General features: G+C 34.8%; 17 protein-coding genes and 2 pseudogenes. 14 read left to right on the top strand and 5 right to left on the bottom strand.

Annotated features, from left to right (window positions below; translation table 11 throughout):
• Positions 1–43: 43 nt before the first annotated feature.
• Positions 44–1,021, bottom strand: coding sequence for a carotenoid biosynthesis protein (locus EFT72_RS18500; RefSeq protein WP_124068395.1), 978 nt, complete (start codon positions 1,019–1,021; stop codon positions 44–46).
• A gap of 159 nt (positions 1,022–1,180) precedes the next feature.
• Here EFT72_RS18500 and EFT72_RS18495 point away from each other — a divergent pair, with 159 nt between their 5' ends.
• Complete coding sequence (locus tag EFT72_RS18495) at positions 1,181–1,747, top strand: TetR/AcrR family transcriptional regulator (protein WP_243110064.1); 567 nt, start codon at positions 1,181–1,183, stop codon at positions 1,745–1,747.
• Positions 1,748–2,197: 450 nt separating this feature from the next.
• On the opposite strand, the gene EFT72_RS18490 is transcribed toward EFT72_RS18495, so the two are convergent.
• On the bottom strand, positions 2,198–5,293 hold the full coding sequence (locus EFT72_RS18490) for a glycoside hydrolase family 2 TIM barrel-domain containing protein (protein ID WP_124068394.1): 3,096 nt from the start codon (positions 5,291–5,293) through the stop codon (positions 2,198–2,200).
• Positions 5,294–5,450: 157 nt separating this feature from the next.
• Here EFT72_RS18490 and EFT72_RS18485 point away from each other — a divergent pair, with 157 nt between their 5' ends.
• The 7 genes and pseudogenes from EFT72_RS18485 to EFT72_RS19845 form a co-directional block, all read left to right on the top strand.
• On the top strand, positions 5,451–6,281 hold the full coding sequence (locus EFT72_RS18485; RefSeq protein WP_124068393.1) for an AraC family transcriptional regulator: 831 nt from the start codon (positions 5,451–5,453) through the stop codon (positions 6,279–6,281).
• Positions 6,282–6,580: 299 nt separating this feature from the next.
• Positions 6,581–7,423: a PRD domain-containing protein gene (locus EFT72_RS18480; protein WP_124068392.1), complete on the top strand. Its 843-nt coding sequence runs from the start codon at positions 6,581–6,583 to the stop codon at positions 7,421–7,423.
• Between the two features lie 120 nt (positions 7,424–7,543).
• Positions 7,544–9,433, top strand: a complete 1,890-nt coding sequence (locus tag EFT72_RS18475) for a beta-glucoside-specific PTS transporter subunit IIABC (protein WP_124068391.1) — start codon at positions 7,544–7,546, stop codon at positions 9,431–9,433.
• A 19-nt stretch (positions 9,434–9,452) separates the two neighbouring features.
• Positions 9,453–10,889, top strand: coding sequence for a glycoside hydrolase family 1 protein (locus tag EFT72_RS18470; RefSeq protein WP_124068390.1), 1,437 nt, complete (start codon positions 9,453–9,455; stop codon positions 10,887–10,889).
• Between the two features lie 385 nt (positions 10,890–11,274).
• Entirely contained in the window at positions 11,275–11,844 is a 570-nt protein-coding gene (locus tag EFT72_RS18465) for a flavin reductase (RefSeq protein ID WP_124068389.1), read from the top strand.
• 16 nt (positions 11,845–11,860) lie between these two features.
• Positions 11,861–12,028 carry a hypothetical protein gene (locus tag EFT72_RS19745; protein WP_243110063.1) on the top strand — a complete coding sequence of 56 codons (168 nt, stop codon included), beginning with the start codon at positions 11,861–11,863 and terminating at the stop codon, positions 12,026–12,028.
• Between the two features lie 70 nt (positions 12,029–12,098).
• Positions 12,099–12,302: pseudogene (locus EFT72_RS19845) on the top strand (IS630 transposase-related protein); the annotation flags it as partial.
• On the opposite strand, the pseudogene rhuM reads toward EFT72_RS19845, so the two are convergent.
• Positions 12,275–12,763, bottom strand: a pseudogene (gene rhuM, locus EFT72_RS18450) (RhuM family protein); the annotation flags it as partial. The pseudogenes EFT72_RS19845 and rhuM sit on opposite strands and share 28 nt — an antisense overlap.
• Positions 12,764–12,910: 147 nt before the next feature.
• On the opposite strand from rhuM, the gene EFT72_RS18445 reads away from it, so the two are divergent.
• The 6 genes from EFT72_RS18445 (at position 12,911) to EFT72_RS18420 (ending at position 20,707) form a co-directional block, all read left to right on the top strand.
• On the top strand, positions 12,911–13,318 hold the full coding sequence (locus tag EFT72_RS18445; protein WP_124068388.1) for a hypothetical protein: 408 nt from the start codon (positions 12,911–12,913) through the stop codon (positions 13,316–13,318).
• Positions 13,319–13,345: 27 nt separating this feature from the next.
• Positions 13,346–13,816: a zinc ribbon domain-containing protein gene (locus tag EFT72_RS18440; RefSeq protein WP_124068387.1), complete on the top strand. Its 471-nt coding sequence runs from the start codon at positions 13,346–13,348 to the stop codon at positions 13,814–13,816.
• A gap of 384 nt (positions 13,817–14,200) precedes the next feature.
• On the top strand, positions 14,201–18,388 hold the full coding sequence (locus EFT72_RS18435; protein WP_124068386.1) for a VWA domain-containing protein: 4,188 nt from the start codon (positions 14,201–14,203) through the stop codon (positions 18,386–18,388).
• Between the two features lie 30 nt (positions 18,389–18,418).
• Positions 18,419–19,930, top strand: a complete 1,512-nt coding sequence (locus tag EFT72_RS18430; RefSeq protein ID WP_124068385.1) for a hypothetical protein — start codon at positions 18,419–18,421, stop codon at positions 19,928–19,930.
• Positions 19,917–20,318, top strand: coding sequence for a zinc ribbon domain-containing protein (locus tag EFT72_RS18425; protein ID WP_124068384.1), 402 nt, complete (start codon positions 19,917–19,919; stop codon positions 20,316–20,318). Before EFT72_RS18430 ends, EFT72_RS18425 begins: the two co-directional genes overlap by 14 nt.
• A gap of 20 nt (positions 20,319–20,338) precedes the next feature.
• Positions 20,339–20,707 (top strand): amidohydrolase family protein, encoded by a 369-nt coding sequence (locus EFT72_RS18420; RefSeq protein WP_279222010.1) that lies wholly within the window; start codon positions 20,339–20,341, stop codon positions 20,705–20,707.
• 246 nt (positions 20,708–20,953) lie between these two features.
• Here EFT72_RS18420 and EFT72_RS18415 read toward each other — a convergent pair whose 3' ends face one another.
• Both EFT72_RS18415 and EFT72_RS18410 read right to left on the bottom strand, forming a co-directional pair.
• Positions 20,954–21,124: a CatA-like O-acetyltransferase gene (locus EFT72_RS18415; protein ID WP_279222009.1), complete on the bottom strand. Its 171-nt coding sequence runs from the start codon at positions 21,122–21,124 to the stop codon at positions 20,954–20,956.
• 61 nt (positions 21,125–21,185) lie between these two features.
• The gene (locus EFT72_RS18410) at positions 21,186–21,392 is read right to left on the bottom strand and encodes a hypothetical protein (RefSeq protein ID WP_124068382.1); all 207 of its coding nucleotides are present in this window, start codon (positions 21,390–21,392) and stop codon (positions 21,186–21,188) included.
• Positions 21,393–21,654 lie beyond the last annotated feature (262 nt).

Here is a 21,654-nt window from a genome sequence, read left to right as displayed (position 1 = left end):
AGCTTCTGCAAAGATCTGCTACCCTGGTCAGATAAGCTTCCGGCTAATTGCAGAAAATCATTGTAAAAACATGCCGCTCGTGGGAGCGGTTGTTTTTTTTTGCTGCACTCACTACGGAGCGTTTACGGACAACAAGCCATAGTACCTCCCTATACCCACCAATAACACAAAACAAGGTATTAGTCAAAGGAAATCCCAGGTAAGTAAACATGATAGGAAAATCTTTTCTGTAATTCAAAGGGCTAACAAACCGACGATCCCAGAACTTGACGAAGGCTAACACTGAAATTCCCACTGAAATTACAGAAAGAGAGACCAACATTACCCATTGCATATTAGAAGTTCTGGTGAAAAATGGTGCCATATAATTAAAGAAATTGGATATAGGTGAAACCAAACAAACTAAAGAAAGTATGGAAGCCAAAAACGGATATATATAACCAATTAGATTACTGTAGCCTTTCTTTTTATGCCACCATTCACCGATTAAAATAAAGGCAGTCCAGTATCCGGCTATATAGATCCATCCTGTAAAATTCATGACAGGTTCCCCATATATTACAGGTTCACCAGGGATCGGGTAATAGCTCCACCTGCCAATGATTCCTTCCGAAGTTTGAAAAATCTGTTTTACTGCGACTGGATCCAGTGAAAAGTCAAAAATCATAGCGCTAAGTCCAGCAATGAATGGTTTAGTCCATGACGGTATATTTATCGTCTTCAAAACACGTAACGTTGAGTAAACGATAAGAAACTCGATAATTGGAACAGTTATTGGTACATTGAATATCATTAGGATACTGCGCCCATATGAGTAAAAACCTTCTTTCCCCATAGATCCCATAAATACAGCAACATTTTCAAAGACTGAGGCGTATAAAAAGACAAAACATATGAATTGCATTAATACAATCTTTGGACGCTCCTCGTTATTAATTATATAAAAAATCATTAAAGTGGCAATTATTAAAACTAAAATATCTTGAATAATCCATACAGGAACTATCGTTATATTTCCCATTGTTTTACCTCCATTTAAAATTATGTTTGTGTTGAATGCTCAAATATATTATACTAACACAGTGTTACTTAATCAACAGGCAGTTCGTTAACATTACGTTCGATATCTTACAAACCATATAAGAGTTGTTCGTTTACTGATTTATTTAGGGAGAATATTATGGCATACGAAAAAGCAGACCAACGAGTGAGATATACAAAGATGGTTATAAAAAACAGTTTACTGGAACTTATGAAAGATCATCCGATCAGCAAAGTTACAGTTACAGATATATGCAAGAAAGCAAATATAAACCGCAATACTTTTTATTCGCATTATACGAATCAGTTTGAACTTCTATCAAATATTGAAGATGAGTTATATGAAGAAATCAGACATGTTGTGGAACATACTATGAACCTTGAAGTGTCTGGAAAACTATCATATGAAATTTGCAAGTATATAAAAGCAAATAGTAATATATGTGAAGTATTATTTTCAGAGAATGGGGACAAAGAATTATTAGAACGTATTCTTTATATCAGCCACGATTTAAATATTGAGAAATGGAAGAAAGCAGTTAAATATTTTGATCAAAAATTATTTGATAAATGGTATACATTTACCGCATATGGCAGTATAGCCATAATAAAAAAGTGGGTTAATAGTGGAATGAAGGAAAATCCCAGTAAAATTGCTGCTTTTATTGATAAAGCGACAGAAGCAGTATCGAAAGATTTTTATTAATGCGCCATTTCATGATGATAACCGGTAAATTTTACTATATCGTAAGAGCAAAAGGGCGTTTGATTGGAACTATGAAACGTCTAAAAAAGCAATTTTAGAAATATACCCTGCCGCCAAGGCCCTACCAGCTTTAGGTGGCATCTTTATTGACCGTTCAAGGCATGTTGAAGCGGTGATAATGATGACGTATTGTGGTAAAGATAAGAAATGGAAGGTTTTGACCACAAGATGTAGTGGCTTTGGGTAAAAAATGAGAGAAAAAGAGGGCTAAAAATTGCGATTTTTAGCCCTCTTTCTTTGCCAATTCCACGGAAGACATAGGATGTTTCGCAGTTATCGTCAATTGCTAATATAATAGGTCTACACATTCTACTTAAAAGGTTAATCGTAATTTCATATATCTGCAAACGTGCACCATTTCCGTAAAGTGCAATTTTACCTAAGGTTTCTTTATATCGCCTCAATTACAAATTGATAATGATAAAATCCTTTACCGATGCAATATTCAGGATGTATATTTTTTGTCCAGCCATTATCTCCGCCTACGCCGGCATGTTTATAATCCAAATTCAAATAAATCTTATAATCTTTTAGAATTTCATCCTCATAAGCAGCAGCATCGCACGCTGCGATTGAATAGTCATGAATATCAAAGTGGAATGGTTCGGCACCGGAAACATACAATCCATGTCCTTCCTTGTTCCCTACGGTCAGATATCTTACATCTTCTTTTCCGCCGCACTCCACCGGTTTAATATAAGGGGTATACTGCTCAGAGACAGTACTGCTATAGCAACTAATCATTGCTGATGTTTTTCTGTCACAGTAATTTTCCCAGGGACCTCTTCCAAACCAGGTTATATGATTATTGTCAGCAGGAAGAACAAAGGTAAGACCAATTCTCGGAATTGTCTTAGATGAACAGTTATTAACTACTGTCTTATTTATTTCGATGCCTTCACTTCCAATCCTATATTGTGAAGATACTTTCAGTTTTCCATCTTGGTAACAAACTTCAGTAAAAATAAATACTTGTGAATCCGTTACGGCTGTTTTAACACTCAATACATTTATTATCAGATTATTGAGTCCTACTTCTTTCCATTCACTGGCATAATTTCTCCCTGAATCTTTTGTTCCTTCATCAATTCCAGTTACAGGCCTGTAGAAGTTATCTTTACCGCCCGTCATTCTCGCATTTCCTTTTAGTATTACTTTTTGAAAAGTACAGGTTTGTTTATTAAAACAAATCTCAGTATTCAGTCCGGTGATGATAATTTCATCTTCTGCTTCCTTCATGGCAATCTTTTCACCAGATATGTTGCTTTCCTTCTTTGTTAATACAGAATGCTCCATCGGAAACTGGAAGGTATAAATGACATAGCCCGCTTCAGCATAAGTTGTATTTTCTCTTAATGCTGCTTTAATATTAAGGTAAGCTTCTCCGTAGATTTTATTCTGTGTCATCGGTAGTTCCAGAAGTTCCATTTCTCCTGCAGCGGTTAAATATTGCTTTAGTTCTCCTTGCTCAATTATGTTACCTTCGCATTCCAACTCCCAGGTAAACCTTAAATGACTGAGATTCATAAACTGATAGTTATTTTTTATCATCATATATTCACTGCCATAATGCGGCTGTACATAATTAATAATCTTAACTGGTGACTGACAATTCTTAATCTCATTGGCAGCTGGCTTCCAAGTGAGAGCCGGTAGTACGACTCCATTCAGACACATATCTTCTACGGGATCCACAACCGCTTCATGAAAAGCTCCTCCATAGACATATTTCCTGGCTCCATCTTCCTTTCTTTGTGTCAATGCCTTATCTTGAAAATCCCAGATGAATCCCCCTTGAAAACGAGGATATTTATCTACCAATTTCCAAAAATCCATGAAATTACCATTGCTATTACTCTTTGCATAGGCATATTCACACATAATGAAAGGTCTTATATCCGCCATATCTGACATCTTTTTTTCGATCCAGTCTTTTGAAGGGTACATCGGTACGTTAATATCCGTAATATTTGATCCAGGATTAAAAGATTCATATTGAACATATCTGGTTTTATCATATTCTTTGATCCATCCATACATAGCAGCATGATTCATACCATACCCTGATTCATTACCAAGGGACCAGAGAATTATGGAAGGATGGTTTTTATCTCTAAGAACCATTCGAGTAGCACGTTCCATATAAGCAGCAGTCCATTCAGGAGAGGAACTTAACTGACCACCATAGCCATGTGTCTCAAGATTCGTTTCATCAACAAGATAGATTCCAAGTTCGTTGCACAGGTCATACCATTGGTTCACATGTGGATAATGGCTATTGCGAACGGCGTTAAAATTCAACTGCTTCATACAGATAATCTGTTTTCGCATATATTCATCTGTAATATATCTTCCGGTTTCAGGGCAAAATTCGTGTAGATTAACACCTCGTACAATGAGACGTTTTCCATTCATATAAAGGACCCCATCCTTAAGAATTTCAATTTTACGAAAGCCCACCTTTGAACTTTCTATATCTGTGATATTTCCGGCTCCATCAATGGTCTCCATAACCAAAGTATATAAATACGGATCCTCAGCCGACCATAAATTTGGTTCCATTACTTTAACAGATGTAACTGCTGTAAACTTGGACATCAAATAGAAACCACATTTTGCATAAGGTTCACTTTGTAGTGTAGTAACTAATTCTTTTTTCGCATTATATAAGCTTAATTTAACAAAGCTTTCTCCATAACCTCTTACTGTATTATTCGGAACAAGCGTAATTTTCAATTCTGACTCTTTAAAGTTTCCATTCTCAAATAAGGTTTCAATCTTATAGTCAAATATACGTTGCTTTGCTTTCGCACAAATCCTAACATCACGATAGATACCGGATAAATGCCAATAATCTTGATCCTCGAGATAAGTACCATCGCAGAATTGAAGAACTTTTACTGCCAGAACATTAGTGCCCTTTTTAACCGCTTGAGTAATGTCAAAAGTAGCATCCAACTTGCTGTCCTGTGAATATCCAATTTCAATGCCATTTACATAGAGATAAAAACAGGATTCAACTCCTCCGAATTCAATCAATATATCTTTACCTTCATAATAATCGGGAATTTCAAAAGTAGTGCGATAACACCCCGTCAGATTTTTCTCTGGTACATAAGGTGCATTTAGTTCTACCTGTCCCTTTGCAATCTCCAATTCAAAATGTGAATCAGCTCCTTCTCTTTTAAAAGGATATAACAGATTCGTGTACACCGGTTTTCCATATCCATGAATTTCCCAATTGGAAGGTACCGGTATCATATCCCAATCTGTATCTACATAATCAATATTTTGAAATCCTTCTGGTACTTTGAAAGGACTTTCTGATAGCATAAATCTCCACATTCCATTCAGGCTTTGTACATACTTTGAAACTGATCGATTGCACTCTAATGCCTGTTCCACTGTTTCATATGCTCCATAGGGTGAATGTATCGGATAACGATTTTTCTGTGTTACATATTGATTTTCCCAATCTCTGCTCATAATGTCCTCCTCTTTGTCACATTTGGTATGGTTATATCATAATTTAATTACTTGTACTAATCTAACACCTATTATATAATGAGATAGTCCATTGCTAAATGTTTTGTTTGGTTAATCTTTTATCCAAATTGGAAAACAAAAGATAGAAAGGAGGCTTATGAAGCTTGAAATGAAAAAAGATGTAATTTATCGTTGCATCGGAACAGATTTCACGAACGGGATATTAGCCTGTGGTTATATGACAAAACCAACAAAGGATCAGTCTCAATATGATTTTCTTATCGATTATTACAGTTGCTTTCTATTATTATCCGGTAACGGATTTTATTATACTGCTGACAATGAAAAGCTTCCCATCCAAGCAGGTGATTTTGTACAAAGAATCCCAGGGGTTATCCACAGTACAGAAGTTGTCCCTGATGGAAACTGGCTTGAATTCTTTATCAGTTTCGGCCGTTCAACCTATAATTATCTAAACAGTCTGAATCTTATACCTACTGACACACCTGTTGGAAAAGGTAGTTTTAAAGATACTACCATTCAGAAATCATCTAGACTGTTAACCTTATTAAAAGAGGCAGATGATTATGATCTACCTCTCTTATCTCTTCAGGCTCAGGAGTTACTTTTAACAATATTGATGTCTAAAAATAGAAATCCTGGTGAAGATTTATTCAAGAAGTCTATGGAAGAAGCCTGCCAGTTACTGTCTTCAGAAATCAGCTCTGAGATTTCCTTAGAAGAGGTTGCTGCTAATATTAATATGAGTTATGAGAATTTCAGAAAACATTTTCGTAAATATATTGGAACCTCACCGTCTCAATATCGCATTGAACAGCGTATAAAGCACGCTAAACTCATGCTTTTATCCGGCATTCCTATTAAAGAAACTGCTATACTTACCGGATACAGTGATACCTATTCCTTTACAAAACAATTTACGCATTCAGTAGGTATATCTCCCGGACGTTTTAAAAAAGAGAATTAAATCAAAGAAGGGACAATTTCACCTTTTTTAAGTTTTTGCTCATTTTTAAGAGGATTGATTTGGAAATGTGACAAATTGCACAAAATATACAAATAAAACTTGTTTAATACATCAAAAATAATAAAAAGTATTGACATATGGAACGGATATATGCTAAATATATAAATATCAATTGAAAATAGACTTAAAGGGAATGTTACTGTGAATAAGACAGGCTTTACCCAAATCCAAAAGTAGTAGTATTATTGGGTTTGGTTTTTTTGTATTTATAGGTAATTATTTTTAGGAGGATGCCGAAATTGAAAATTGTTAAGATAATTAATAACAATATTGTTGTTTCTGTTAACGAAGAGAAAAAAGAAGTAATTCTCCTGGGGAAGGGAATTGGATTCCAGAAAAAACCTGGTGCTGACATTGATGACAGCAAGATTGAAAAGACATTTCTTTTATCCCCCAAAACTACTTGTAGATTTCAAGAAATAATTAAGCAGGTTCCAACAAAACATATTATGGTGGCGAGTGAAATTATTTCTTATGCCAAATATTCTCTTGGTAAAGAACTCAGTGAGTACATTTATGTTGCGCTGACAGATCATATCAATTTTGCTGTTGAGCGATATGAAAAAGGAATGGAATTTCAAAATGCTCTTCTTTGGGAGATACAAAGATTCTACAATCATGAATATGAAATTGGAAAATACGCGGTAGAGCATATTAAAGAGCGATTGAAAATACAGTTACCGGAAGCAGAGGCAGGATTTATTGCATTACACATTGTAAATGCAGAGTTAGATGTTCCAATGCAGGAAACAGTGAATATGACGAAGATGATTCAGAAGATGATTCAGATTGTTAAATTATATTTTCATATTGAATTAGATGAATCTTCTTTGGATTACGAAAGATTTCTTACACACTTGAAATTCTTTTCTCAACGGTTATTTCGAGAACAATTTCATGATGATCAAAATGATAATCTGGGGAAAATAATACGGCTACAATATCCAGAAGAGTACAAATGTGTTGGTAAAATAAAGAATTATATATATAGTGAATATGGAATGGAATTATCTGAAGAAGAGATGACATATCTTACTGTGCATATAAAGAGAATAACAAATAAAAGAAATACAATTGAATAGTACTTTTATATAAGGGAACGTTACTTTAAGTAGGCATTACCCGGATTAGAAAAATAAGCGCGCATATTTTTCTAATCTGGGTTTTTATTTTATACAAATAAAGAAAAATGGAGGATAAAAATGGATTACTCAACAACAGTAAAATTAATTCTTACCAAAGTTGGTGGAGAAAAAAATGTAAAAAGTGTTACACATTGTATGACAAGATTAAGATTTGTATTGAAAGATGAAAATATTGTTAAGGATGATGATGTAAAGAATATCAAAGGTGTTATGGGGGTTATCAGAAGTGGTGGACAGTATCAGATTATTATTGGAAATGATGTTGCTAACTGTTACAAAGAGCTGACAAAACTTGGAAATTTTGCATCTGCAGAAAACATGACAGAGATGAAAGAGAAGAGAAATATATTTATTGCTATTTTAGATGCAATTTCTGGTTGCATGTCACCAGTTATACCTGCAATAATCGGAGCAGGTATGATTAAAATATTGATTATTATATTGGGATATTTTGTTAATGGAGACAGCCAGACAATCCAGCTTTTGACAATTATGGGAGATAGTGCGTTTTATTTCCTTCCGATTTTGTTGGCTTTCTCAGCAGGTAAGAAATTCAATACTAATCCAGTACTGGTAGCAACAGTAGCAGGGGTTTTATTGCATCCGAGCTTTACAGCAATGTTTGCTGATGTAGCAAAAGGTGTTACGTTCCTGGGAATTCCGGTAGTATCGACTTCATACGCTTCAACGGTAATACCAATTATTCTGACAGCGTGGGTCATGTCTTATATTGAAAAGTTAGTAGAGAAAATCACCCCGGTTTTTACCAAGAATTTTTTAAAACCTTTCTTGATATTACTGATTTCAGCACCAGTTGCGTTTATTATCTTAGGACCTTTAGGCGGAATTATTGGTAATGGTGTTTCAGCAGTTATTTTAGCAATACAGGCAAAATTCAGTATTGTAGCTTTAATAATTCTATCAGTAGGAATGCCATTCCTTATTATGACAGGAATGCATTGGGCTTTTGTACCAACTACTTTGGCAGCTCTTGCAACAGCAGCAGGTGATAGTGCTTTTATTCCAGCAATGCTGCTTGGCAATCTTGCGCAGGGTGCAGCTTCTCTGGCAGTTGCATATAAATCAAAGAATAGTGATTTAAAACAGGTCGCATCTGCATCGGGAATTTCCGCGTTGGTAGCAGGAATCACAGAGCCAGCAATGTATGGTGTCACTCTCAGATTGAAAAAACCTATGTTGGCTGCTTGTATTGCCAGTGGAATAACTGGGGCATTTGTTGGATTTGTAAAGCTTGCAGGACACTCTTTTGCAACACCTTCATTAATTGCACTTCCAATATTTATAAGTGCAGACAATAGCAATATGCTCCTTTATGCAATCATTGCTTCCGTGATTGTAATTGTACTTACGTTTATTCTTACGCTTGTATTGGGTTTTGATGATCCTATCTCTGAAAGTAACAAAGATACAGTAGAGACAGAGTATTCAATAAATGAAAAACTTGGAACTATTGCATTAGAGTCAATTAAGGGAATTGAAATTACTTCTCCGATCGAAGGAAAAGCAATTGCAATTACAGAAGTAAATGATGCAACATTTGCTAATGAAATTTTAGGAAAGGGTGCTGCTGTTATTCCGGAAGTAGGAAGAATTGTAGCTCCATTTGATGGAACTGTGGTTTGTATTTTTGAAACAAAGCATGCGCTTGCACTTAGATCTAGAGATGGTGCAGAAATCCTGATTCACGTTGGATTAGATACAGTGAAATTAAATGGAAAATATTTTAAAGCAATGGTTTCTGATGGGCAGGATATAAAGCAGGGAGATGAGCTGCTTACCTTCGATATCGATGGAATTAAAAAAGAAGGCTACGATATCGTAACACCAGTCATTGTGACTAATGGAGATGAACTTGGTGAAGTTATTGCACTGAAAGGAACAAAGGTACGCGCAACAGAAACCTTGATTAAAATTGTACACAATTAATAAAAGAAAGGAGAACGCTATGGATATGAGGTTTTCAGAGGATTTTTTATGGGGTGGGGCAGTGGCCGCAAACCAATGCGAAGGAGCTTATAATGAAGATGGAAAAGGCCTTAGTATTCAGGATGTTACGCCTAGAGGAATTAAGGGAGCTGTGACAGAAGCACCAACCCAAGATAATATGAAGCTTGTTGGCATTGATTTCTATCATAGATATGAAGAAGATGTGAAATTATTTGCGGAAATGGGGTTTGAAATATTCCGTACATCAATTGCCTGGAGTCGCATTTTCCCGAATGGTGATGAGACAGAGCCAAATGAAAAAGGTCTCCAATTCTACGATAATTTATTTGACGAGTGCCGGAAATATGGCATGGAAATAATGGTGACAATTTCTCATTATGAAACACCACTCCATTTGACAAGAAAATATAATGGCTGGGTGAGCCGTAAATTGATTGGTTTTTATGAGAATTATGTCAGAACTATATATACAAGATATAAGGACAAGGTAAAATACTGGTTGACATTTAATGAGGTAAATGCTATGGTTCATGAACCATTTATGAGCGGTGGAATTAATACACCTAAAGGAAAGTTATCTCAGCAGGATCTGTATCAGGCAGTTCATCATGCCCTGGTTGCCAGCGCGCTTGCAGTTAAAATCGCGCATGAAATAATGCCGAATGCCAAAGTTGGCTGTATGATTTCCTGTGTACCGGTTTATCCGTTAACACCTTCTCCTGATGATATGATTGCAGTAATGAATGCGGAACATATGAATTATGCATTCGGGGATATTCATGTAAGGGGCGTATATCCGGGATATATGAAACGTTATTTTAGGGAACATAGAATTCAGATCCATATGGAACCAGGAGATGAGGAAATCTTAACTCATACTGTAGATTTCGTTTCATTTAGTTACTATATGAGCGTATGTGAGACAGCCGATCCATCTAAAGGTGTAAAAGGAGAAGGAAATCTTCTTGGTGGAGTAGTTAATCCTTACCTTAAGAGTAGCGAGTGGGGCTGGCAGGTAGATCCACAGGGTTTACGGTATGCGCTTAATATGTATTATGACAGATATCAAAAGCCTATTTTTATTGTAGAGAATGGATTGGGCGCTATAGACCGATTAATTACAGATGCGGATGGGAATAAAACGGTAGACGATGATTACCGTATTGAGTTTCTTCATGACCATCTGGTACAGGTTCGTGAAGCCATTGAGGATGGTGTGCCAGTATTGGGCTATATGGCATGGGGATGTATTGATCTTGTAAGTGCTGGTACTGCTGAATTGAAGAAGCGATACGGATTTATCTATGTCGATCGAAATGATGATGGAAGCGGTACTTTAGAAAGATATAAGAAAAAATCCTTTAATTGGTATAAAAATGTAATTGATACCAGTGGGGAAATTCTATTTAGAGATGCTGGAAATACACATAGATAAAGGGTTTTCTACCGTTGCAAGAGATAGCTCAGCTGGGAGTGCGTTACCCCTCAAAGAAGAAGTAGATTTAAATGAGTTTATTTCAGATTCGTTTGCCTTTTTATGTTGACGGATATGGACCCACTCAGGTATATAAAAGTTTACTTCCGGCATGTTTACGAACGCACTTTGGCTAAGCTATTCAGGAAAACCATAAAACTAAAAAAATAAAATTCACTGAAAATGGGGAGCAGTATGCGAGACCTTTGACACAACACATACAAACAGCTGAGTGTGAAGCCATGAACCATTTTTTGGAGAGTCAGCAGAAAGAATTCATAAAGCTTATGAAACTATATTATCTGGAATTTAGAGATGCAATGCAAAAGAAAGAGAGGGTATAACAATGAGAAAAAATATTGGTGCAAAGCCATACATTACACCGATGCCGGTTTTAATGATTTCATCTTATGATGAGGCTGAAAAACCGACCGCCATGCTAGCAGTATGGGGCGGAATTACGAATGAGACAGAAATTACTATTACCATAGCCTCCCAGAGAAATACGTTAAAGGGAATTATAGCCAAAGGTTCCTTTATTGTAAGTATGGCTGATGTGGAAAATGAAGTTGCCTGTGATTACCTCGGTATAACAACAGGAAATAAAGTAGCAGATAAGTTTAAGAAGTCTGGATTCCATACAACAAAGTCCGAATTCGTAGATGCGCCGATTATCGATGAGCTTCCTTTTGCCGTTGAGTGCAGAGTGAAGAGCTATGATGAGGAAACCTGGAGACTGGTAGGCGAAATCGTCAATGTAAGCCTAGATGAACGAATTCTTGGAGAAGATGGAAAGGTATCATTCGAAAAATTCCATCCGATCACTTTCGATTGGATGAATAAGTCATATCTGTCCGTTGGTGAAAAGGTCGGTGATGCTTACCGCGACGGACTTCAGTTGAGAGAGAAGAAGTAAGACGAGGTTGTTTATTATGATGAAAAATTTGGGACCTAATGCTTTTTTGTATGGTTATCCAGCGCCGGTTTTAATGGTTGGCACTTCCAGGCGAAATCATTGCAGGTGTGTGATTGAAACAAAAACAGTTGCATCATTGCAGGAGTCATTAAATTGGTTGGTAACCCATTGGAGCAATAAGTAAATGCTAGTAGATAAGCTCAAGGCTCCAACGGGTATCTTTTTTTCTATAAGTATAAAAAAAGATAGTTGATTTGTATCAAGCAGGCAGTTCAGTTAGTTACCTCAGCCGCGAGTATGGCATTTCAAATGTAACGATTTATAAATGGATCAAGGAGCATTCTCCAGTCAAAGTATCCGAAAAGGAAGAAAAAGTCAATAATGACCGTGCTGTTCGTTTCCGCAAGTGGTCAGGACAAATCGTCAAGGATTACACTATCCAAGGCTGGTCAATGGACAATACTCTATCAGATTTGTTTTTTGTTTGTTCTTCTAATTCCAGCAAAAACTTATCATAATCAGATATGAACATTATATCCTGTACAATACGATACTTCTCGAACTCTGTTTCTGCATGGAGCTTTGCTTGCTCCGCACTAATCTTACCAGCATCTGTCAGTACTTCGTTTCCATTAAACTCCAAGAAACCGTCCAAGCGCGTTGCCCAATCTTCCATACTTATAGGAATCTGTCGTTCAGCTTGCAGTTCCGCATAATCCAAATACAAGATCTTATTCTGGACGGTCTGAAAAAAACGTCTGGTAGTCTTTGCATCTTTATCATAATCAAAAGCTGTAGCATACAGGTCAGTGATTTTCTGATAAAATTTTCGCTCGGAAAGGCGGATTTCACGGATGATCTGCAACTGACGTTCAAAATATTCATCCGTGAACATATGACCTTTTTTCAGCCGTTCATTCCCACAGTATCTTTAAGATATTTAAGGATACTATTTTTGTTTACAGACTGGAACAAAAGTACTATAATCATTTAAGATAAAGTAATCAGTATAAAGAAAAATAATATTATATACTGTAAAAAAATATATGTAATTGGGGGATTAATTATGCAAAAGACAAAATTAGGAGTATCGGTAGGTTTGTTAGGTGCAGCATTATACTTTTTGGGTGCAATTAGTATTCTACCGGCTTTCTTATTAGCAGGTTATGTATTATTTGTTGAAGAAAATGAATGGCTTAAAAAAACAGCAGTGAAGATGGTAACAATTATTGTTGTATTTAATGTTCTAAAGGTAGCAGTTGAAATGCTACAAGATGTATTCTCATCATTGGATATTATTGCAAGGTGGTTTATTAATACTAATATTGTGGTTCCTTTGAATTTAGATGGCCTTATTAGTATAGCATTATCATTTATATTGAATTTATTGTTGGTTGTGATGGGCTTTAGTGCATTATCTATGGGAACATTAAAAATTAAATTTCTTGATAATATAATAAATAAACATATGTAAAGTATAAAAACTTGGAGGATTAACGCTATGGCTTTCTTTGACAAAGTAGGGGAAACAATTTCTAGTAAGAGTAAAGATGTAATTAAAAAAGCAAAGGATTTGGCTGAGATTTCAAGCTTGAATGGTCAGATTAATAGTCAAGAAGAAGTTATTAATAAAACATATTCAGAAATCGGTCAAACTTATTTTGAAATACATAAAGATCTAACAGATGATATTTATGCCACTCAATGTGATATCATTAAAATTGCTTTAGAAAAAATACAGCATTTAAAACAAGATATAAATAGTATTAAAAATGCTCAAATCTGTCCGAATTGTGGTGCGGAAATTGCTACCGAAGTAGTATTTTGCTCAGTCTGTGGAATAAAAATTGTTGCGCAAACCCCAGAAGTTATAAAAGTCCCAGTAGTTGTTACTAAAGCGTGTCCACAATGTGGTGCCACTATAAGTGATGACTCAGCATTTTGCACATCTTGTGGTGAAAAATTATCATAAGGGGAAGACTATGACTTTATATAGTAAATGGTTAATTAGCGAATATATCATGTTTCTTTCTGGAATTGTAATGATAATTTGCTTATTTAACTTGGTTTTCTGGAAGTGATTTACAAGAATTTGATTTTGGAATGGTAGACAGTTATTTTAAGCAATGGAAAGTCTAAAGCAATTAAACCGATATATTATACTGTAAGTGTTATTGCTTTAATTGCCTTTTTGGTAATGGGGAAAGAGTATTGTAGCTTTAGGGTATGGAACTTAAGAATCCATTATTTGAATTTTACTGATAAAGGTAGGAAAGGGTTTGAATTTCGTTCTTGGAGATTCGGATCCTTTTTATTATAATTATTTGATATTACAAATGGGAAAGAAGGTACGAGATTGAATTTTGAGTTCTTATTTACCTTGGGTGCTGTATTTATCGTGACATTTTTTGTTGATGTTTTTGGACACAAGTTTTTTAAAATTAAGAGGACAATGTTTCAGTGGGTACTATTTTTAATAATTGGTATTCTAGCAGCTTCAGTCTGCTTCTTGGGGACTACGGACTATGTTTCGAAGAAAAATAAAGACAAGACCAATTTATATTTAGCTTATAGATACTTGACGGATTGTGACAGTGGGAACGCACTTTCTACATTAGAAATGTGCTCAAATAATGCACAAGACGATAAAGAAATGATTAATTTGATAATAGAATGTCAGAATGGAGATTATATTTCGGCTTACTTTAATATTCAAGAAATGAAAGACAATGATAAGGTTGATAGTAAGTTTTCTAAAAGAATTGATATATTAAATCAATTATGCAAACAAATGTTGAATATAAAAGAGGATGAGCAAAATACTAAGGTTACCACTGAAGTAGTACATAGTAATGATGATATCACTGAAAATGCAGCAAAGTCAGAAAGTAGAGAAGTTAGTGTAGAAGCCAATGAAGGAGGTCAGATACCCGAACTCTCATATGATGATGTTTATCAAAATCAATTGTTTGAAGCAGAGAATAAAATTAGTAATATCGTTTCAGATAGTATAAATTTACTAGATGTTAATGATAAGAATACAAATAAATATGAAGATTTATATCAGTTGGATCAAAAGATTAACTCAGGGAATTATGGGGGTATTTCTTATGATTTTGTTATGGAAATGCTTGAACAATATAGCCAAGATAATGATATACGTCGCCTTGCTATTAAATACTTGGTTGGTACAAAGAATTATGAAAATGCAGAATTAGTAGCAAAAGAATTATTAGACCAAGATAATTCAGTACAAAATTATATTATCTATACAGATGTAATTACGCAGGCTTCCTTGGACGGCCACTCCCTTGCTCCAGCTGATGATAAGGAAGTTGCAAAACTGTTAAATAGCGCTATTGCGTTTGAAGAAAAGGCAAGTCAGCTTGGGAGTGGAACGGAGAAATATGATAAATTAATAAATGAAGCAAATGAACTTCGTAGTAAGGCTAGTCAGATAGATATTCGTCGTTCAATTAATTATTTGGTTTCCAAAAAGCCAATTATTTTCGATTCGGATGGGTTATACACTATTCAGATAGCAAAGTTGTATTTGGCGGTAGATGATAGAGAGAAAGCAAAAGAACTGATTTATGAAGTAATGGATAATAGCAATACAATTTCAGAAAGTTCACCTATTAAGGAACCATTAATGAAAGTAATTGACGCATATAATCAATCAGGTGCAGATGATACAAGTCCTTTGCTAAAGGGTTACGTACAGGATTTGGTAACGGCAGAAAGTCAAGATGTCGTAGAAATTAATGATGATACAATCAATACAAAACTTTTGAACTATATTACATCCACATTGAAATACGACAAGATAGGCATACATATTGGCAAGATAGATACTACAAATTATCCGAGTATTAAGGCGTATGTGAATGTGAATGGTGAAAGAGAAAATATTTTTGGACTTATTAGTGATTTTAAAAAAGATAATTATGAAATAATAGATACCCAATATGAAATTAATGATTTTGAATTAGAATCAAAAGGTTATAGTGAATGTAATATAGCAATTGTAATGGACTGCAGTGGTAGTATGCAGGGAACTCCTTTATCCAACGCGAAAGTCGCTGCTAAAAGCTGCATTGAAAACATGGAATCAAAAAAACAGAACATTGCCGTAGTTGGTTATAGTGATAGTGCAAGTTTAGTTACTGCAAAAACCAATGTTAAAGCTACATTGACTAATGGAGTAGATACTATTGGTGGTGGTGGCGGAACAAATATATCAGAAGGAATACGAGTTGGAACTAAAGCCCTAAAAGGAAGTCAAGGAACAAAAGCTATTATTCTTTTAAGCGATGGTCGGGACGGTAATTCGCAAGAAGCTGTGGATGCAGTTGTCGAAGATGCTATCAGTAATAATATTACTATTTTTGCTGTAGGTCTTGGTGATATTGATGAGGACTACATGAAAAATATTGCGGAATCTACTGGTGGTAAGTTTATTCTTGCTGACAACTCTATTGAATTGGAAGATATTTATATTACCCTGCAAAAGTACATAGTTAATAATTACTGTTTTTCATATACGGTTACAAATAATACGGATACAGATCCTCGTAATTTACTTATTGGAATTCCAGAATATAAAATATCTGACGATAAAGATTATACGATTTCAGACGGTATAGTAAATGATGAGGTTGGTAATAGTGGAATTACTAAAGCTAATAAAAATGAATTGATTATTGGCTCAGTAACTCCTAACGCTCTGTCTTTGGATGAGGTTAAAAACGGAGTTGATATTACTGTAGTTGGAAATGGTTTTAAAGATGGTATTCATATTAGTGTTGGTTCTCTAGAGTTAAAAAATGTAAAAGTTGACAGTACAACCTCATTAACTGGAACATTAGTTGGCAATGTTACCTCTGGAAATTATAAGATAAAAGCTGTTTTACCAGATGGGCGAGTGACCGTAAAAGCAAATGCTATCTATGTTTATAGAGCAGGAACCACACAAAGTATTAAAGTAGGAGCAGATATAATTACAGCGGATGCAATTGGACAAATTAGTGACAAAAATTTTGTGGCATCAGGAAATGTAATGATTAACGGATTTATACACAGTAATAATCCAGTAACGTTAACAGCATATGAATTACCAAAGAAATTTGATATAAAATCAAAAACGGTAGCTTACTTAGGCAAATCGGGAGCATTGTCCGGTGATAGTAAATTATACATAAGCTATAAACAGGCAAAAGATAACGGAAATGTTGAAAAACTATTTGCCAATATTGTAATGGATGGGAAGGATTATGTTATAGAAGATGGAGAGTTTGGAATTGGTATCAATGGCGCATCTTCTGATTTTGATATGACGTTGCATGATTTCAATATTCAAATTCCATTTATAGCTACGATTGATGTTGCAGATTGCAAGTTGTATGCGGATCGACTCCAAATTAATGTTGATGAATTAAATCCTGTTGATATTATTGATTCAATTAAAGAAGGTGTAACCAGTACTAGGGGGGGGCTATCTACTAACAAGGAGAAAGCTGCTGCGGATAATAAGAATAAAGTTGAAAAAAGGTCGGAAGCATTTAACTTCAAGGGAATAGACAGCCAATGTTCTGTTGCGTTAACTGGCAAGAATATTGAAGTTGGAGCTGACGTTAAGTTAGAGGTAAATAATTCAATTGATTTTAATAAATTTGGAATTAATAATGTTGATTTGAAATTGAATACACTAGATGAAGATCATGAATATTGGAAACTAGCAGGCGGAATCGACTTTTCACATATTGTGCCTGGACTTGGCGGCACGGGTGTGGAAGGCCTTAATGGTCAAATATCTTCTTCTTATTGGTGCCCTGATAAGATTGCAATTTCGGCTGATTTAAAACCGGGTATTAGCATTTATAATGCAGTATATATTGATAGACTTGGTTTGAAATTCAAGGGTATGAGTACATTGTTTTTGAATTCGTCGTTGTGTTCTGAAAATGCAAAGAATATACTGTTTGCAGGTGCGGATATTGATAAGTCGGAAGAAAGTGATATTATACTTGCGGGTACAGTAGGAGCTGATGTCAATCTATTTAAATCATTCCAGCTAGATGTACCGAAGGAAATGAGCGATTGGGGTACTCTTGGAGAAATTAGTGATGGAGAAATAGGTTATAATTTTAGCGATGTTACATTCTATGCGAAAGCAGACTTAGAAATTTTAAAACAACAATTAGCAAAAGCTAGCATTAGTTTTGGAAAACAGGAACTGGATATTAATGCGGGTGCAAATCTGGAATTGTCTTTGATGAACTGTGGTGTAGGCGGTGGTTTAGACTTTGGAATCACCTCCAACAAAAAAATAATTACCATGCTGATTGGTGTTGACGGGCATATAGATTGTGGTTGGACGAATTTTCACCAAAAAGGCATAGGAGAATTCAAATTTCTGGCAGAATATGATGGAACCTATTATGCGGTTGAGCTGAATTGTAATAACTTAAAATCAAAATATTGGTATGACAGTGATGGAAATCCATGCCTTTGGAATAGATTTTATGCGGAAATAAATTATTAGTAATGAAAAAAAGCATGGGAGGTGTTATAGATGAAAAAAGTAGTATATTTACCATTAATTTTAATTATCTTATGTACATGTTTGCAACTGAAAGCATATGCTGCTGAGAAGATGGTTAACGTGCAATTAGATAAAGATTATAAAAATTGTGTATTCCAGATTACCTGGGAAAATGTAAATAAAAAAGCTGATATAGCTGTAGTCTCGCCGGAAGGAAATACCTTTGGATTAAAATCTACTCCAGATCAAGTTACAAGTTCTGATGGTAGAATACTAATTAATGTAGGTGCAGCTCATACTGGCACTTGGAACGTGGTCATTAACGGAGAAGCATTAGGAAAAGTGGAAGTGACTGGCGGTGAGATACCAGGTAATATGGAAATCAAAACATTTGAGGTTACAAAACAAAATGAAGAATATGTTGCAAAGTGGAACGTGACCGATTGTCAAGATAACTTGGATATACAGATTTATGTTGACACAGATAAAAACGGTTATGATGGAGAGTGGGTTGCATCGTTATCAGCTACCCCAGCTGGCAATACAACATTCTCTTTAAATGGATTGAGTAATGGTAGCTATTATTTCTATGTCAAGGTAACAGATTCCACTGGCATATTTAACTATGCTTATACATCAACGCATATTGAATATGTAGATGCGAACTCGCCTGAAAAACTGAAAAATATTAGTGCCGGTATGCTAAATAGTGACATTTATATATCGTGGGATGCATCCGAACATCAAACTTTTAAAGTTTTGTTTTTCGATGCAAATACAAGAGAATTATTAAATGAAGATACCACGGAAGATGGAAGTTACTTAACGACGTTGCCAAAGGATACAGATAAGGTGTTAGTGGCAGCAGCAACCTTTGATAATAATAATTTAGGTAAGTACGATATGTATGAAGTGTCCTCAGCAAATATTCCTAAAGTAGAAGTAATCTATCCACAAGAAAGTATTACGAATCAAAAAACGATACTTGCTGATGTTAGATTTCAAGGAAAATATAACATTACGGCTACTTTAAATGGCGAAGTTATGATTGAAGGTAACACAGAGCCAGGGGAATATTGTATTGACATGGCTGATGGAGATAATTCGATTGTTTTTTTTATCAGTGATAATAATGGTAATGCGGTTACTTTTCTAAAAGAATTATATGTCGATAGTACAGCACCTCAGTTGGCAATAAAAAATGATATCAATAAGATGACGACCAATGAGTCTTACATTTATTTGCAGGGATATTCGGAAGCAGCAACAAGTCTTTATTATAACGATAAAGAAGTAAGCATGGTAAACAGTTATTTTAATATCAAATGCAATTTGAAATATGGTAAAAATGAAATTGCTATATCGGCAAAAGATGTTGCAGGTAATGAAGCTAGGTATACTGCAATTGTAAATAGAAGCTTTTGGAATAGTACAATTGTGTATGGAATTATCATAGCTATCGTAGTGGCTGTTTTAGTTATTATTTATACAGTAAATTTTATAAAAGGTGTAAAGAGGAGGAATGCCAATGAAAAAAATTAGAATAATGCTTGAAGTATTCACATTATTAGCAATTAGTTATAGTATTGTAGCCTTTTATAATGTAAGCGGTGATAAGTTGCTTTATTTAAATAGTCAGGTTGGACATTGGTTTGCAATTTCATATAAATGGGCAATTGTAATTACTGTGATTTTAATATTTTCAAATGCATTGCTATTTATTTTTGCAACCAGTAAAAAGAAGAAAGAAAAGAAAAAAACAATAGAGAATCAGCAACCAAAAGAAGCTAATAATTCAACAGTTACAGAAGTGTTAGAGGAAAATGCAGGTCAAACAGAATCAATGAAACAGTTTTGCTCAAAATGTGGATCCTTTAAGAAACAAGAGGATAAATTTTGCGCCAAGTGTGGTACAAAATTTAAAAACTAAGGTATGTTTCCTTTGCTAAAATGATATTCTATAAGAGGATACATGTTTTTTTCCCTTTAAACGTTCAAGATATTCGAGAGATTTCTTATTTTGCAAAACAGTACTCAATAGTCCCAGTTATTATGGAGCACTTGGGTGGAAGCAACTGGTTGGAAACAATGGATATTGTAAAAGAAATACCTAATTTATATCTTGATACATTGGCGTATTATTCAACATTTGTATTGGGCACGGTTGTCAATGAATTGCCACAGAAATGTATTTTTGGCGTAGATAGACCTTATGGTGACTTACAACTTTGTAAAGACACCATTTTAAAAATTGCAAAAACATTATCCATTGCAGATGCTGTTTTAGGAGAAAACATATCTGAATTATTGCACATCTAAAAAAATGTATATAATATTGCTCTCAAGCCGTCACTTTACGTGGCGGTTTTCTAATTCACCTGTCTTTTGTGAAAATTTCAAATAGCACAACGGTATAACATATTACTACCAGTTTATATGCGGTTCAGCCAACCTTGTGATGGCATTTTCCTCGTCGATACAAATAGCTCTCTTTGCTGGGCTATTGATTGGTTTTTATAGTTGCTCAAATATGCTGATTCTTTCATTATACTTATACGACTACAATCACTTATGGAAGTTGATTGCCATTTCTCGCAATGTTTCTACGAATTTTCCAACATGGTAGCCATCGCAAACCGCATGATGGCATTGGATGGAAAGAGGCATTATAATTTTACCATTTTCTTTTTTGTGTTTTCCAATAGTGAAGATAGGCAAAAGATAGTCTCCGCTCATAGTGACTTCTTCTTGCCCATTGCTCCATTTTTATTTCAATAAAATTTATAGTATTAGCCTCCTAAAAATATAGAATTATCAATCTTAAGAGGCGGTATTGCTCGTTTTTACCATGCTTTTCAAAATCATAGTCGAGAGAATCAATTACTCGAACTGCTGTTTCGTCGTAGAAGGCAGGGTTCCTCTTTTTACTTTCTAAAGCTCTTGCATAAACAGGCACCAACATAGTTTCATTGACTCCTGATAAATTGATTTTTTCTTTCAGCATTCATTTAACTCCTTTCATAATGGTTGTAATAGATAATAGCTTTATAAGATTATATTAAATAGTTAGTCTTATATAACCAAAGTATAACATTGATTTTTGATTCGTCAAGTTATAAATATTATATGCTTGGCATCCTATGATTCATTTATGATAATGTCCTAGTGTATCACAAATGATTATGTCCCAATTAGTAGTTCATATATTATAATAGAACCTCATGACTTAGAAATGAGGTGGACACAATCAGAAAGGTATTACTAAC

Source organism: Clostridium sp. E02 (genome assembly GCF_003833015.1).
Lineage (GTDB): Bacteria > Bacillota > Clostridia > Lachnospirales > Lachnospiraceae > Lacrimispora.
This window is presented reverse-complemented; position numbering and strand designations above follow the sequence as displayed.